The organism is Snodgrassella sp. W8135 (assembly GCF_016101225.1).
Taxonomy (GTDB): domain Bacteria; phylum Pseudomonadota; class Gammaproteobacteria; order Burkholderiales; family Neisseriaceae; genus Snodgrassella; species Snodgrassella alvi.
In genome coordinates, this window is sequence record NZ_JACFQX010000001.1 from 1,296,885 (window position 1) to 1,311,713 (window position 14,829).

The window sequence follows — 14,829 nt, forward strand, 5'->3', positions numbered from 1 at the left end:
TAGAAAGAATAACTCATGAATGCGGTTGCCAACCTTAAAGTAACCAAACGTAATGGTAGTTTGGAAGACATCAATCTGGATAAAATTCATCAGGTCGTTACCTGGGCTGCAGAAGGTCTGGATAATGTATCCGTATCTCAGGTCGAAATGCGCTCACACATTCAATTTTATAATGGTATTCGTACTGACGATATTCACGAAACCATTATTAAAGCAGCAGCCGACTTGATTTCCACAGAAACACCGGATTATCAGTATCTGGCAGCCCGCTTAGCTATCTTTCATCTGCGTAAAATTGCTTTCGGCCAGTTTGAGCCACCTCACCTATATGATCATGTGAGTAAGCTGACAGAATCAGGTAAGTATGATAAACATATTTTAGAAGATTATTCTCGTGCAGAATTTGATGAACTGAATGACTGCATTGAACATAACCGTGATTTAACTTTCTCATATGCTGCAGTTAAACAGCTGGAAGGCAAATATCTGGTTCAGAACCGTGTTACCAAACAAATTTTTGAAAGTCCGCAGTTTTTATACATGCTGGTAGCAATGTGCCTGTTCGCCCGTTACCCTCAGGCTACAAGACTGACTTATGTAAAAAAATTCTACCATGCCATCAGTACTTTTAAAATTTCCCTGCCAACACCAATTATGTCAGGTGTTCGCACCCCGACCCGTCAGTTTTCTTCATGCGTACTGATTGAATGTGATGATAGTCTTGATAGCATCAATGCTACTACCAGTGCAATTGTGAAGTATGTATCTCAGCGCGCAGGCATTGGCATTAATGCTGGCCGGATCCGTGCACTAGGCAGCGAAATCCGTGGCGGAGAGGCACAACATACAGGCTGTATTCCATTTTATAAGATGTTTCAGGCAGCTGTGAAATCATGCTCACAAGGCGGTGTCCGCGGTGGTGCTGCTACCCTGTTCTATCCATTGTGGCATCTGGAAGTAGAAAATCTGCTGGTACTGAAAAATAACCGCGGAGTTGAAGAAAACCGCGTACGGCATCTTGACTACGGTGTACAAATTAATCGCCTGCTGTATACCCGCCTGATTAAGAGTGAAAATATCAGTCTGTTTTCGCCTTCAGATGTCCCGGGGTTATATGATGCATTTTTTGCAGATCAGGACGAATTCGAACGTCTTTATGTTTTATACGAAAAAGACAACAGCATCAATCGCCGCAGTATTCCAGCAGTGGATTTATTTTCATTATTAATGCAGGAACGTGCCGGTACCGGACGCATTTACATTCAGAATGTCGACCATTGCAATACCCATAGCCCGTTTGACCCGAAGCTGGCTCCGGTTCGTCAGTCAAATCTGTGTCTGGAAATTGCTTTACCTACCCGTCCATTAAATGACATTAAAGACCCTGAGGGAGAAATAGCTCTCTGTACCCTTTCAGCATTTAATCTGGGCGCACTGGAAAGTCTGGAAGAACTCGAAGAACTGGCCGAGCTGGCTACCCGTGCTCTGGACGCTTTGCTGGATTATCAGAACTACCCTATCAAAGCAGCTGAACTGGCTACCATGAACCGGCGGACATTAGGTATTGGTGTCATTAACTTTGCATACTATCTGGCCAAAAATGGCGTTAAATACAGTGATGGTTCTGCCATAAACCTTACCCACCGGACTTTTGAAGCCATTCAGTATTATCTGCTGAAAGCTTCTGTCAAACTGGCACAGGAACTGGGAGCATGCCCTAAATTCAGCGATACTACTTATGCTCAGGGTTTATTACCGATTGATACATACAAAAAAGATCTGGATAAAATCTGTCAGGAACCTTTGCATCTGGACTGGGAATCATTGCGTGCCGATATAGTTAAACACGGTCTGCGTAATTCCACTCTGACGGCACTTATGCCATCAGAAACATCCAGCCAGATTGCCAATGCTACAAACGGTATTGAACCACCGCGCGGGCTGGTATCGGTGAAGGCGTCCAAAGATGGTATTCTTAAACAGGTAGTACCGGAATTCGAACGTCTGCACAACCAGTATGAATTGCTCTGGGATATGCCAAATAATGAAGGTTATCTGCATTTAGTCGGTATTATGCAGAAATTTATCGACCAGTCGATATCTGCCAATACCAATTACGATCCACAGCGTTTTGAAGGACAAAAAGTCCCGATGAAGCAATTAATCAAAGATTTGCTGACAGCCTATAAATTTGGTCTGAAAACTTTGTATTACCAGAATACCCGTGATGGTGCCGATGATATGCAAACCAGTATTCAGGATGACGGTTGCGCCAGCGGTGCTTGCAAAATCTGATTAAACAAGGGTGCATCAGCACCCTTATCTCCTTTTTCTACATTAATTAAATAAAGAGTATCGCCATGGCCTGTGAACATCTGTCTATGAATTACAGTACATTCTGTCAAAAACCGAATAATGCCCTGACAGAACCGATGTTCTTCGGACAGCCGGTTAATGTAGCCCGTTATGACCAGCAGAAATTTGATATATTCGAAAAACTGATTGAAAAACAGCTTTCATTCTTCTGGCGTCCTGAAGAAGTAGATGTATCGCGTGATCGCATCGATTATGCCAATTTACCAGAGCATGAAAAGCATATTTTTATCAGTAATCTGAAATATCAGACCCTGCTTGATTCCATTCAGGGGCGCAGTCCTAATGTTGCCTTACTGCCTCTAGTATCTATTCCTGAGCTGGAAACATGGATTGAAACATGGTCTTTTTCTGAAACCATTCATTCACGCAGTTACACTCACATTATCCGCAATATCGTGAATGATCCTTCGGTTGTGTTTGATGATATTGTACAAAACAAACACATTATTGCCCGTGCTGAAGAAATTGCCTGTTACTACGATGATTTAATCGAATATACCCAGTACTACAACTTACTGGGCGTAGGTGAACATGAGATTAACGGTAAAACCGTTATAATCAATTTACATGAGCTGAAGAAAAAGCTGTATCTGTGCCTGATGTGTGTCAATGTACTGGAAGCAATCCGCTTTTATGTTTCATTTGCCTGTTCCTTTGCTTTTGCTGAGCGCGAACTGATGGAAGGCAATGCCAAAATCATCAAACTGATTGCCCGTGATGAAGCTTTACACCTCACTGGCACTCAGCAAATGCTTAACCTGATGCGTACCGGTGCAGATGATCCGGAAATGGCGGTGATAGCGGCTGAAACGGAAGAAGAATGTTTCCGGCTTTTCCGTCGTGCTGCTATACAGGAAAAAGATTGGGCAGAATATTTATTTAAAGACGGATCCATGATTGGTCTGAACAAAGATATTCTTGGTCAGTATGTCGAATATATCACCAACCTGCGTATGCAGGCTGTAGGCTTACCGCCGGCTTTTGAACATGCCAAACAAAATCCCATTCCGTGGATTAATGCATGGTTGTCTTCCGACAATGTTCAGGTAGCACCACAGGAAGTAGAAGTCAGCTCATATCTGGTTGGTCAGATTGATGCCGAACTTAATGAAGACGACTTAAGCGATTTTGAACTTTAAAACTTCTGTCTGAACCCAGTTTTCAACAAAATCTACCGGAGCAGCTTCAGCTAAAATGAGCTTAATCACCACCTGCGACAAAACATTCACTCTTCAGCAGGATGAAACCCTGCTGGAAGGTCTGGAACGTACCGGACATGAAGTTGAATATCAGTGTCGCAGCGGTTATTGTGGCTCATGCCGGCTCAAACTGCTATCCGGGCAGGTCAGTTATGCAGAACAGCCGCTGGCCTTTATCGCTCCGGGAGAGATACTTCCCTGCTGCTGTCAGGTAAAAACCGATTTGCATCTGGTCTGCCATCTTCGAACCGATACACCGGAACACAATCCAGACCTTTTTGACAACGATTTATTTGCAGATAAATAAAGTTAAACCGGTTATCTTTACCGCCGGAAAAAGGTAAAGTATCGTGACATCCATTTAACTCAGCACTAGGTAAAAACTTATGTTACTTGGCGTAAACATAGATCATGTAGCAACAGTACGTAACGCTCGCGGCAGTATCTATCCTAGCCCGCTGGAAGCAGCACTGCTTGCCGAAACACATGGTGCCGATCTGATTACCATGCATTTACGTGAAGATCGCCGCCATATTCATGATGCTGATGTATTTGCCGTAAAAAATGCCATCAGCACCCGTCTTAATCTGGAAATGGCACTTACCCCGGAAATGCTTGACAACGCTCTGGCTGTTCAGCCTGCCGACGTATGTATCGTACCGGAAAAAAGACAGGAAATTACCACAGAAGGCGGACTGGATGTTCTGTCACAACAGGATAAAGTAGCAGAATATGTCCAGAAACTGACAGCTGCGGGGATACGTGTATCACTGTTTATTGATGCAGATAGCCGGCAGATACAGGCCTGTCAGGAGGTCGGTGCACCAGTTATTGAGCTGCATACCGGTGCTTATGCTGATGCACCTGAAATGCATCAGCGCCGGCAGCAGCTGGCACGAATCGAAGAAGCAGCTCATCAGGCCAGTGAAATGGGCATAATTGTTAATGCCGGCCATGGTCTGAATATTCACAATGTCACCCCTATTGCTAAAATTCTGGCTATAAACGAACTGAATATTGGTCATGCCCTGATTGCTCAGGCTATTTTCATCGGCTTACCACAAGCCATTGAACAAATGAAAACCACTATTTTCCGTGCACGCAGCCTTCCTTATTAACCTAACCTTTTACCAGCAAAAGGAACAACATGATTTACGGCATAGGTACAGATTTAGTTAAAATTGAACGTATTGCCAAAATGTGTAAAACCTATGGTGCTAATGCCGTAGCAGCAAAAATGCTGTCACGGATTGAAGCACTAGAGTGGCCTTCAGCCAATCATCCTGTACAGTTTCTGGCCAAACGCTTTGCCGCTAAAGAAGCTTTTGCCAAAGCCGTCCATACCGGTCTGCGCAGTCCGGTGACCCTGCGCAATATCGGAATCGGTCATAATGAACTCGGCCGGCCTGAATTTATTGTTGAAAAACCATTAGCACAATGGCTCAGACAAAAAAACATTGGCCGTATCCATCTGAGTCTCACAGATGAAGACGACTACATAGTGGCTTTTGCTGTAGCAGAGTATGCTAAATGACGCAGGATAATCTCATCGAAGTAGTTGCCGGTATCCTTTATAACCAGCGCGGTGAATTTCTGCTTAGTTCACGACCGGCAGGTAAAGCATATGCCGGGTACTGGGAATTTGCCGGCGGTAAAGTAGAATCAGGGGAAAGTCCGCTGGCGGCATTGCAGCGGGAATTTGCCGAAGAACTAGGCATAACCGTTAATTCAGCTACACCATGGATAAGCAAAACTCATCGTTATGAACATGCCCACGTACATTTGCAATTTTATCGCATTGCTGCCGATCAGTGGCAGGGACAACTAACTGCACGAGAAAAGCAAAGCTGGAGCTGGCAGCAGCCCGGTTGTCTTACTGTTACCCCCATATTACCTGCTAATGCACCTATTCTGGCCGCATTAGCCATCCCTGCTCATATGAGCGGAAATTTAAATACAGGTTTTCATACCGCGGCAAAGCAGGAACCTGCCTTAAAAATATACCCTTACCACTCAGGAATAGCAGCAGAATCAATTATTTACACACCAGCAGATCAGCTACAGCAACTGGCGAATCTGCATCCTGTCAGCGCCATCTGGGCTATATGTCATAACAGTGAAGAGTGGCTACAGACACAAGCAGCTGCGGCGATAATCTGGCCGGTTGGCCAACATGAAGATATTCAGCTGCTGCTTCATCTGCTGCATAATCAGCCTTCCTCTGTACCCGTTATGGTTTTACAGCAAATAAACGCTCAGCTCATTGCACAACCAGACTGGATGACACTGGGTGTTCATGGCATCATACTGGAACAACAATAATAAGTATTACAGCCTCTGTGTATTCACGACCACCTGTACTGCAATTACCGGATAATTTTTCTTAATTTATATTGGTCTGCCAATCTCATGAATCAGCCCGCAAAAAAATCAACTGCTGTTATCATCGGACTACTTATTTTTATCATAGCTGTTCCGCTTATTATTGGCATAGTTTTCTGGCATAACACCCGTACCGATGCTTTGAGCACACTCAGTAACTGTAATGTCCGTACCGGCTGCATATTACCCGGAGGAGCTGTCATTCAGTTTACGCCTCCGGCAGATATCACTAAACCTTTTGATATCAGCATGCGTAAAGTACCCGCTTCTGTAAAACGAATCAGCATACATTTCACCATGCGTAATATGAGTCTGGGTTTTAATCGTACCGACTTCAAACCGCAGGGACAGGGGGTATGGACAGCTTACCGTGCCGTATTGCCCGTATGTGTTGACGAACGTAATGACTTTCTTGGTGATTTAACTGTTGACGGCAAGCATTACAATATTGTGTTCACTGCACCGTAAACAGCACAGCATATAAGCATTGCATCTCAGACGGTTTCACCCGTACAATCACAGACATTGATTACCTTGCCATTAAAAGGATTCAGGTCATGATCAGCAAAAAAATTTTTGAAGACATCAGCGATAAACTCGGCGATACCATCAGTAACAGTCCCATCAAAGATATGGAAAAAAATGTTAAATCCATGCTTGGCAGTGCTTTTAACCGGATGGATTTGATTACACGTGAAGAATTCGATATTCAGCAACAGGTCTTACTAAAAACCCGGGAAAAACTGGCTGAGCTAGAAAGCAGAGTGATCGCGCTGGAAGCGTTGTTAGCACAAAATAATAACAACCATGAAACCACCGATCCGGTTGCTCCGACAGATAATCATACTGATTTGTCTGACTAAGGAATTACGCCATGTCATGGGCAGTTGTTTATAGTCGTGCTCTGGCTGGCATGGCAGCACCACTCGTAGAGGTAGAAGCTCATCTGGCCAACGGCTTACCTGCATTCAGCATTGTTGGTCTGCCGGATACAGAAGTTAAAGAAAGCAGAGATCGGGTAAGAGCGGCTATTATTCAGTCCGGTTTTGACTTTCCGGCTAAAAAAATTACCGTTAATCTGGCACCTGCTGATTTACCCAAAGAATCAGGCCGGTTTGATTTACCGATAGCTATCGGCATACTGGCAGCATCCGGTCAGATTGATGGTACCAATCTGCATCAGTATGAACTGGCCGGAGAACTTGGCTTGTCCGGTCAGATCAGGCCTATCCGCGGAGCTATCGCCATGGCAGAAGCAGCCAGACAGCAACAGCGTTCATTTATTCTGCCCTCAGATAACGCTTTTCAAACTGCCCTGTTACCCGATGCGCATGTTTATGGCGCCGATACATTATTGGCTGTAGCAGCTCATCTTAATCAGGACCAACCACTTTCCCCTGTTGATGTACAATCTATACAACAACAGCCTGATGAAACAAACTATCCTGATATGGCCGATGTACGCGGGCAGCAAACAGCCAGACTGGCACTGGAGATCGCCGCAGCCGGCGGTCACAGTATCCTCATGTCCGGACCGCCTGGAACCGGTAAATCTATGCTGGCACAGCGTCTACCCGGTATCTTACCGCCACTTACAGCCAAAGAACTCGTCAGTGTCTGGTCATTACAGTCATTGTTGCCTCACGAACAGCAAAAATACCGCCAGAACCGGCCATTTCGCTCACCCCATCATAGTACTTCGGCTGTTGCACTGGTAGGTGGTGGCTCCGATCCCCGACCTGGTGAAATTTCACTGGCACATCATGGTATTTTATTTTTGGACGAACTACCGGAATTCGACCGGAAAGTTCTTGAAGTTCTGCGAGAACCACTGGAAAGCGGAGAAATTCATATATCACGCGCAGCACGTCAGGCTACTTATCCGGCTGAATTCCAGCTGATAGCAGCAATGAATCCCTGCCCTTGTGGTTATCTCGGACATCCAGTTAAACCATGTCGCTGTACGCCCGAAGCCATAACCCGTTACCGTGATAAAATTTCCGGTCCGCTGCTTGACCGTATAGATTTGATAATTGAAGTGCCCAGTTTACCAGCCAGTGATCTGTTACAGCAGGCAAACGGCGAAAACAGCAGCAGTATTCGTGAGCGTGTCAGAACAGCACGCTCGCGCCAGTATCAGCGTCAGGGTAAAATCAATGCTCAACTGAGCAACCGTGAACTGGATGATATAGCCCGAATCACCCCTGAAGCCAAACAAACCCTGGCCAGTGTGATGGAAAAATTGTCGCTGTCAGCACGCAGTTTTCATCGTATTTTACGTATTGCACGTACATTAGCAGATATGAATGATATACATGATGTTGAAACCAGTCACATTTTACGCGCCATAAGCTTCCGCCGTGCTTTATAATATCAGCAGAACTGAAATTGATAATGTTATCTATACAGATAGCTTCCGGTTCTGAACAGAATTTGCCGTATATAATGCCAAACATAAAGGCTTTTAACATGCATATGTACACACCACTTCGTCAGGCAGGTAAGGGGCTTGTCAGCTTTATAATAGGTTTGCTTCTTGCAACCTTAATCATTGCCTGCATCCTGTTCTTCCTGAATAAAAGCAAATCAGATTTTAAAAATCCTGATAATCCCGCTGCTTCTGTTCCGCCACAACCCGAAATACTTACTCCGGCCAATAGTACAACAGCATCTTCTCAAATCTTTACTCCTGATACTCCTGCGTCTTCAGGAACCACCGTTGAAACCCCGGAGACTATACCGGCTTCACAACCGGTCAATATGGGAGGGATTGAAAATGACATTACTATTGAACACACACCGACAACACAACCACCCATACCACATAAAACACCAGAAAAAACACCCAGAAAAGCACCCCCAGTCAGTCATACACATATAACTCCGGAACAAATTCTGAATAACGGCAGTCTTGAAAAAGCTCAGCGTGCTGCAGCAAAGCAGCATAGTGAAGACAAAGTTTTTTTACAAATCGGTTCATATAACAACCGTACTGATGCTGATGCCCAGCGTGCCAAACTAGTGATGCTGGGAATTAACAGCAGCGTGCATAGTGCTAAAGTGAACGGTACAATCAAATATCGTGTTCAGACTGATAATCTGAGTCAGAATCAGGTAAAACAGATTAAACAAACTTTACAGCAGCACAATATCGACAGCCTGACCAGAACAGCATCCTGAGTCAGCCAGTTTCATAACAGGAAATTAACATGCTAAAAAAAATCATTACTACCATGGTGACAGCAATGGCTTTTGTCACTGGTATAGCACAGGCAGCAATAGTAAAAATAGATTATGATGTACTGGATAAACCCATTCCGCAACTGCATAAAGACAAAGTAGAAGTTCTGGAATTTTTTTCCTACAGCTGTGTCCACTGCTCACATCTTGAGCCATTTATGCTTAAAGAAATGCAGTCTTTTGCGCCTGATACCTATCTGCGTCCCGTTCATGTTGTCTGGGATGATGACGTTTATTTCAATCTTGCCCGTGTTGCTGCAGCAGTAAACAGTACCGGCATGAAATTACAGGCAGACCCATTAATCTTTGATGCTATTTTTAATAAACACATCGAATTATGGCAACCTAACGTATTCAATAAATGGGCAGTAGAACAGACTGCTTTTGACGGGCAAAAACTGGTAAAAGCCTATAACAGTCTGGAAAATTCAGCTACGGCCACCAGCATGCGTAAAATGGGCGAAAAATACAATATTACGTCAACACCCACTGTTATTGTAGGCGGCAAATACGTACTTAAATTTCCGAAAGGATTTGCAGCAGGAATGAAAACAATGAATGAACTAATTGAAAAAGTACGCAATGAAAATAGCGCACATGCTGCAAGCACACGTAAACTACCCAAAAGCATAGGTGCCTCACTAGCAGCCTCTGCCAATCGATAGACTCTGGTCTTCGATCAAAACAATAGTGTGTTTAACCTTAAACACACTATTGTTTTGTATAAATTTCATGGCTTAAATACACAAATACAGTAAATAAAATGGATATTGTCTTGTTTTTAAAAGCCCTGATTCTGGGCATTGTAGAAGGTTTGACCGAATTTCTGCCTGTTTCCAGTACCGGACATCTGATAGTAGTCGGTAATCTGCTGAAATTTGAGACTACAGGTGAAGTATTCGACATTACGATACAGCTTGGTGCAATTCTTGCCATTGTTTTTGAATATAAACACCGATTTGCTCATATCATTACCCATATTGGTAAAGAACCGGCTACCAACCGCTTTGTTCTTAATCTGGCTATAGCCTTTATTCCCGCAGCCATCATGGGCTTACTGTTCAGTGAACAAATCAAGCATTATCTGTTTAATCCGATCACTGTTGCTACAGCACTTGTAATAGGCGGTTTACTGATTCTCTGGATTGAAAAACGTCAGAGCCGTACCGAACCGAAAGTTAAAACTGTTGAGGACATGCGGCCTCGCGATGCACTTATTGTCGGACTGGCGCAAATTCTGGCATTAATTCCCGGTACATCTCGTTCTGGAAGTACGATTATGGGCGGCATGCTTTGGGGGATTGAGCGCAAAGCAGCAACAGAGTTTTCTTTTTTTCTGGCCGTACCAGTAATGATTGCTGCCACCGGTTACGACATGCTTAAACATCTACATGAATTTACCCGGGATGATCTATTGCTGATTGCAATTGGTTTTGTTGCCGCATTTCTTTCTGCTCTGGTTGCAGTGAAAGCTTTATTGCGTTTTGTTGCCCATAAAAATTATATTCCTTTCGCGTGGTACCGAATTGTATTTGGCGGTATCATTTTAGTTACCTGGGCTACAGGCTGGGTAAAATGGTAATCAGAATCTAATTGTCTCTGGTATAAAAACGTTAAATTGTGATAAAGTGATATTTTAAAAGACCTCAGGCACAGCATTCAGCTGCCTTTCCACGTCCACGTCACACTGTTCCGTCAGGGTCAGTGTGGCTTGTATTTTGTGAGGAATCCCAATGCAGTCTTGGCAATTGCCCGAATATATTGCCGACATTCTACCTTCAGCGGCGCGCCAGCTTGAAAGCGCCAAAGAACAGCTGTTAGCACTTTATCGCGTCCATGGCTACGAACTTGTCAGCCCCCCTTTACTTGAATACAGCCAGTCCTTACTTACCCGTATTGATGAAGGACTGTCACTAAAAACCATTCGTGTTGTCGATCAGCTTAGTGGCCGGCAGCTTGGTCTGCGCGCAGATATCACACCCCAGGTTGCCCGTATAGATGCTCATCTGCTGTCAGCCAATAGCGGGGTTAACCGACTGTGTTATGCCGGTCCGGTTTTACATGCACGGCCTGACGGCTTTTTAAGCACCCGGGAGCCTTTACAGATCGGCGCCGAATTATATGGATATGCGGGTATCGAAGCCGACATCGAACTTATTGATTTAATGCTAAAAAGCCTGGCTATCGTCAATGTACCCAAACCAACACTGTCACTTGGGCATATCGGTATTTTTCATACACTAGCTAATGCTGCCAGCCTGACTACACAACAAGCGGCAACTTTATTACAGTTGATGCAGGCTAAAGATGCTGCCGCAGTTCAGCAGTGTGTACAACAATGGCAGCTTTCTGAGCAGTGGATTAAAGCTTTCGTCGCTTTACCTGCATTATATGGAACCCAGACAGTATTGCAGACTGCCGCAGACTGTCTGCCAGACCTGCCGGAAATAAGTGAAGCATTACAGCAGCTCCGGCAAATCTGCACAGCATTTGCAAACCATAATATATTTATTGATTTAAGTGAATTGCGAGTAGACAACTACCATACTGGGTTGCTGTTTGCTGCCTATAGCGAAGACTGGCCGGACGCACTGGCACGAGGCGGACGTTATAATGGTCTGGGTAAATATTTTGGCCGTAACCGCCCTGCTTCCGGTTTTAGTTTTGATTTACGTGATTTAATCGGGCATCTGCCTCCGGTAGAAAAACTGCGCGGCATAAAAGTCAGCGTACAAGATGCCTCTGCTGCAAAAACCGAAATAGAGCAACTGCGTTCAGCCGGTGAGTGTGTCATTATTGATTACACTCCCGAATGTAACGATATCAGAGGATGCGACCGCCAGCTGGTATGGCAAAACCAGCAATGGCAGCTGATTCCTTTGTAGCAATAATTAACCCTTAGTATGAGCAGGTAAAACCATATGGCAAAAAACGTCGTTGTTGTCGGCACCCAGTGGGGTGATGAAGGCAAAGGTAAAATTGTAGACTGGCTGACTGAACGTGCCTCCGGCGTGGTACGTTATCAGGGCGGACATAATGCAGGGCATACTCTGGTGGTCAATGGCAAAAAAACTGTTTTGCGCCTGATTCCCAGTGGTATTTTACATACAGGTAAACGTTGTTTTATCGGTTCTGGTGTTGTCGTATCACCAGAAGCCCTGCTTAGCGAAATGGCTGAATTACAGCAGGCGGGTATTGATGTAACCAAACAATTAACCATTGCACCGACCTGTCCCTTAATTCTTCCCTATCATATCGCTCTTGATCATGCTCGTGAAGCAGCCAAGGGGGATAAGAAAATCGGCACGACCGGTCGCGGTATTGGACCTGCATATGAAGACAAGATTGCCCGGCGTGCAGTTCGTATTATGGATTTATTCCATCCTGATGTTTTACAGCAGAAAATTAAAGATGCAGTAGCCATTTATAACTGCCAGCTTACCGGCCTGTATGGTCAGGAAGCACTTGATGCTGAAAAAATTTACCAGCAGACTCTGGAACTGGCCGATCAGATAAAACCAATGGTCGGAGATGTTTCCCGTGAACTGAACGACATGAATGCCCGTGGTGAATCCTTGCTGTTCGAAGGTGCTCAGGGTACTTTCCTTGATATTGATTACGGTACCTATCCTTTCGTTACCTCCTCTAACTGTATTGCCGGAGCGGCAGCTGTCGGTTCTGGTGTAGGACCGACTAAACTTGATTACGTACTAGGTATTGTCAAAGCTTACACAACACGAGTTGGTTCCGGACCATTCCCGACCGAACTTTTTGATAGCGTGGGTCAAGGTCTGGCAGAACGCGGCAATGAATTTGGTGCAGTAACCGGACGTCCGCGCCGCTGCGGCTGGTTTGATGCTGCTCTGATGAAACGGTCTATCCAGGTAAATGGTATTTCCGGCTTATGTTTAACTAAACTGGATGTTATGGATGGCATGGATAGCATTAATATTTGTGTCGGTTATGATTATAACGGGCAAAAAATAGATATTTTGCCTTGTGGTTCCGACGCCGTTTCTGCCTGTACGCCTATTTATGAAACAATGCCGGGCTGGCAGGAAAGCACTTTTGGTCTGAAATCATACGACGCACTACCAGACAATGCTAAAGCCTATCTGAAACGTATTGAAGAAATTTGCGGTGCTCCGATTGCCATGATTTCTACCGGTCCTGATCGAGAAGAAACCATTCTGCTCCGTCATCCTTATGAATAACTGAAATTAAAAATAAACCCATCAGCTGATGGGTTTATTTTTAAAACAAATCAATCAATTCAGCACATATTACCTTTAAACTGATTAATTAGTCGTTTAGATAAATGCTTATCTCTCAAAAAGCAGCCGGCTTTATCAGTTAAAAAGGTTATGCCACCACATGGCGATACCATCCAGCCAACGACCAAACCCGCTTGCTTCACCCACATTTTCCAGTGCCACAACATTCTGTCGGGCAATTTCCTGTTTACCTGACAGCAATTTTAAAGTTCCGATATTCTGGCCTTTGTACACCGGTGCTACCACTGGTTGAACAGCCTCCAGCTCTACAGACAATTGTTTAGCACTACCAGACGGCAAAGTGACATAAGCGTCACCTAAAAAACCTGCTGCTACTTTTCTGTGTGCACCTTTATAAACAGTAATATCACTTATTTTATGTCCGGCCGGATATAATCTGACCGTATTAAAATTAGTCAGAGCCCAGCTTAATAATTTACTTCCCTCTGCTGCTCTGGCCTCACTACTGTCAGCTCCTACCAGTACAGCTACAATTTTGCGTTCATTGCGTTTACTGCTTACAACCAGATTGTAACCACCATGTATAGTATAGCCGACTGCCAGACCATCTACCTGATCATCTCTGAATAGGAGCAAATTACGGTTTAACTGAGTAACACCATTATAAGCAAAAGATTTTTTAGCAAACCAGCTCTGATATTGCGGAAAATCGCGCACCAAAGCCTGAGCCAGCAGCAGCAGATCCCCCACACTGCTATATTGTCCCTCTGCCGGTAATCCGGTGCAATTGACAAAATTGGTATTTGTCAGTCCCATTTTTTGCGCCTCAGCATTCATCTTGCGCACAAATGCTTTTTCGTTTCCGCTCACAGCCTCAGCCAGCGTAATTGCTGCATCGTTAGCTGAGATAACCAGCATACCCTGCACAACGGTTTCCGCATTTACCGGAACACCCTGCTGTAAAAACATCCGGCTACCATCTGCCTGCCAGCCGGTAGCGGAAACTTTTAGCGGTTGCTGCGCTTTCAGTTTACCCGTATGCAAAGCATCTAATACCAGATAAGCTGTCATTAGCTTTGTCAGTGCTGCCGGTTCAATCCGGGCATCTTTATCACGGCTGGCCAGAACTGTACCACTTTGCTGATCTGCCACTGCATATGCAGCAGCATTAATTTCAGGCATAGTTACTGCATGTGCCGGTAGCAAAACACTCATCAGCACAGCTGTAATAAACCAGTGAAAAAAATTTCTCATCATTTCTATTATCAAATTTAAATCTGAATTAACCGCGATTAACTACTTCCATAACCACTTATTATAAACATTAGTCTGCACAAGAGAAGCAATATTGGCAAATTTACTTGCATAAAAAAAACAGCCGCGTTATCGTTAATTTT

Annotated in this window: 15 protein-coding genes; 14 read left to right on the forward strand and 1 reads right to left on the reverse strand. The window is 44.5% G+C overall.

Annotation, left to right across the window (positions count from 1 at the left end):
• Positions 1 to 15 precede the first annotated feature (15 nt).
• The 14 genes from nrdA to H3T75_RS05840 all read left to right on the forward strand — a co-directional run bounded on the left by nrdA (position 16) and on the right by H3T75_RS05840 (position 13,411).
• Positions 16 to 2,295 (forward strand): class 1a ribonucleoside-diphosphate reductase subunit alpha, encoded by a 2,280-nt coding sequence (gene nrdA, locus H3T75_RS05775; protein ID WP_198211235.1) that lies wholly within the window; start codon positions 16 to 18, stop codon positions 2,293 to 2,295.
• Positions 2,296 to 2,381: 86 nt separating this feature from the next.
• Positions 2,382 to 3,515 carry a class Ia ribonucleoside-diphosphate reductase subunit beta gene (nrdB, locus tag H3T75_RS05780; RefSeq protein WP_144340637.1) on the forward strand — a complete coding sequence of 378 codons (1,134 nt, stop codon included), beginning with the start codon at positions 2,382 to 2,384 and terminating at the stop codon, positions 3,513 to 3,515.
• A gap of 55 nt (positions 3,516 to 3,570) precedes the next feature.
• Complete coding sequence (gene yfaE, locus H3T75_RS05785; RefSeq protein WP_025330435.1) at positions 3,571 to 3,882, forward strand: class I ribonucleotide reductase maintenance protein YfaE; 312 nt, start codon at positions 3,571 to 3,573, stop codon at positions 3,880 to 3,882.
• Between the two features lie 79 nt (positions 3,883 to 3,961).
• A complete protein-coding gene (pdxJ, locus tag H3T75_RS05790; protein WP_084563445.1) occupies positions 3,962 to 4,693 on the forward strand; it encodes a pyridoxine 5'-phosphate synthase in 732 nt (243 codons plus the stop codon).
• A 29-nt stretch (positions 4,694 to 4,722) separates the two neighbouring features.
• Positions 4,723 to 5,109, forward strand: coding sequence for a holo-ACP synthase (acpS, locus tag H3T75_RS05795; protein WP_084564923.1), 387 nt, complete (start codon positions 4,723 to 4,725; stop codon positions 5,107 to 5,109).
• Entirely contained in the window at positions 5,106 to 5,897 is a 792-nt protein-coding gene (locus tag H3T75_RS05800) for an NUDIX domain-containing protein (protein WP_198211236.1), read from the forward strand. The genes acpS and H3T75_RS05800 overlap by 4 nt, the downstream gene beginning before the upstream one ends.
• An 87-nt stretch (positions 5,898 to 5,984) precedes the next feature.
• Positions 5,985 to 6,425: a hypothetical protein gene (locus H3T75_RS05805; protein ID WP_078475298.1), complete on the forward strand. Its 441-nt coding sequence runs from the start codon at positions 5,985 to 5,987 to the stop codon at positions 6,423 to 6,425.
• A gap of 89 nt (positions 6,426 to 6,514) precedes the next feature.
• Positions 6,515 to 6,820, forward strand: a complete 306-nt coding sequence (locus tag H3T75_RS05810; protein WP_198211237.1) for an accessory factor UbiK family protein — start codon at positions 6,515 to 6,517, stop codon at positions 6,818 to 6,820.
• An 11-nt stretch (positions 6,821 to 6,831) separates the two neighbouring features.
• Entirely contained in the window at positions 6,832 to 8,328 is a 1,497-nt protein-coding gene (locus tag H3T75_RS05815) for a YifB family Mg chelatase-like AAA ATPase (RefSeq protein WP_198211238.1), read from the forward strand.
• Between the two features lie 104 nt (positions 8,329 to 8,432).
• The gene (locus tag H3T75_RS05820) at positions 8,433 to 9,137 is read left to right on the forward strand and encodes an SPOR domain-containing protein (RefSeq protein ID WP_198211239.1); all 705 of its coding nucleotides are present in this window, start codon (positions 8,433 to 8,435) and stop codon (positions 9,135 to 9,137) included.
• Positions 9,138 to 9,166: 29 nt separating this feature from the next.
• Complete coding sequence (locus H3T75_RS05825) at positions 9,167 to 9,862, forward strand: thiol:disulfide interchange protein DsbA/DsbL (RefSeq protein ID WP_078475302.1); 696 nt, start codon at positions 9,167 to 9,169, stop codon at positions 9,860 to 9,862.
• Between the two features lie 98 nt (positions 9,863 to 9,960).
• Positions 9,961 to 10,779, forward strand: a complete 819-nt coding sequence (locus H3T75_RS05830) for an undecaprenyl-diphosphate phosphatase (protein ID WP_037394066.1) — start codon at positions 9,961 to 9,963, stop codon at positions 10,777 to 10,779.
• 151 nt (positions 10,780 to 10,930) lie between these two features.
• On the forward strand, positions 10,931 to 12,082 hold the full coding sequence (locus tag H3T75_RS05835; protein ID WP_084552958.1) for an ATP phosphoribosyltransferase regulatory subunit: 1,152 nt from the start codon (positions 10,931 to 10,933) through the stop codon (positions 12,080 to 12,082).
• A gap of 36 nt (positions 12,083 to 12,118) precedes the next feature.
• On the forward strand, positions 12,119 to 13,411 hold the full coding sequence (locus tag H3T75_RS05840; protein WP_198211240.1) for an adenylosuccinate synthase: 1,293 nt from the start codon (positions 12,119 to 12,121) through the stop codon (positions 13,409 to 13,411).
• Between the two features lie 135 nt (positions 13,412 to 13,546).
• On the opposite strand, the gene H3T75_RS05845 is transcribed toward H3T75_RS05840, so the two are convergent.
• Positions 13,547 to 14,647, reverse strand: a complete 1,101-nt coding sequence (locus H3T75_RS05845; protein WP_232335778.1) for a D-alanyl-D-alanine carboxypeptidase family protein — start codon at positions 14,645 to 14,647, stop codon at positions 13,547 to 13,549.
• Between the last annotated feature and the right edge of the window lie 182 nt (positions 14,648 to 14,829).

Bases quoted from the DNA above. Each gene is read 5' to 3' on its own strand.
- nrdA (WP_198211235.1), top strand. From the start codon at position 16: ATGAATGCGGTTGCCAACCTTAAAGTAACCAAACGTAATGGTAGTTTG.
- nrdB (WP_144340637.1), top strand. From the start codon at position 2,382: ATGAATTACAGTACATTCTGTCAAAAACCGAATAATGCCCTGACAGAA.
- yfaE (WP_025330435.1), top strand. From the start codon at position 3,571: ATGAGCTTAATCACCACCTGCGACAAAACATTCACTCTTCAGCAGGAT.
- pdxJ (WP_084563445.1), top strand. From the start codon at position 3,962: ATGTTACTTGGCGTAAACATAGATCATGTAGCAACAGTACGTAACGCT.
- acpS (WP_084564923.1), top strand. From the start codon at position 4,723: ATGATTTACGGCATAGGTACAGATTTAGTTAAAATTGAACGTATTGCC.
- H3T75_RS05800 (WP_198211236.1), top strand. From the start codon at position 5,106: ATGACGCAGGATAATCTCATCGAAGTAGTTGCCGGTATCCTTTATAAC.
- H3T75_RS05805 (WP_078475298.1), top strand. From the start codon at position 5,985: ATGAATCAGCCCGCAAAAAAATCAACTGCTGTTATCATCGGACTACTT.
- H3T75_RS05810 (WP_198211237.1), top strand. From the start codon at position 6,515: ATGATCAGCAAAAAAATTTTTGAAGACATCAGCGATAAACTCGGCGAT.
- H3T75_RS05815 (WP_198211238.1), top strand. From the start codon at position 6,832: ATGTCATGGGCAGTTGTTTATAGTCGTGCTCTGGCTGGCATGGCAGCA.
- H3T75_RS05820 (WP_198211239.1), top strand. From the start codon at position 8,433: ATGTACACACCACTTCGTCAGGCAGGTAAGGGGCTTGTCAGCTTTATA.
- H3T75_RS05825 (WP_078475302.1), top strand. From the start codon at position 9,167: ATGCTAAAAAAAATCATTACTACCATGGTGACAGCAATGGCTTTTGTC.
- H3T75_RS05830 (WP_037394066.1), top strand. From the start codon at position 9,961: ATGGATATTGTCTTGTTTTTAAAAGCCCTGATTCTGGGCATTGTAGAA.
- H3T75_RS05835 (WP_084552958.1), top strand. From the start codon at position 10,931: ATGCAGTCTTGGCAATTGCCCGAATATATTGCCGACATTCTACCTTCA.
- H3T75_RS05840 (WP_198211240.1), top strand. From the start codon at position 12,119: ATGGCAAAAAACGTCGTTGTTGTCGGCACCCAGTGGGGTGATGAAGGC.
- H3T75_RS05845 (WP_232335778.1), bottom strand. From the start codon at position 14,647: ATGAGTGTTTTGCTACCGGCACATGCAGTAACTATGCCTGAAATTAAT.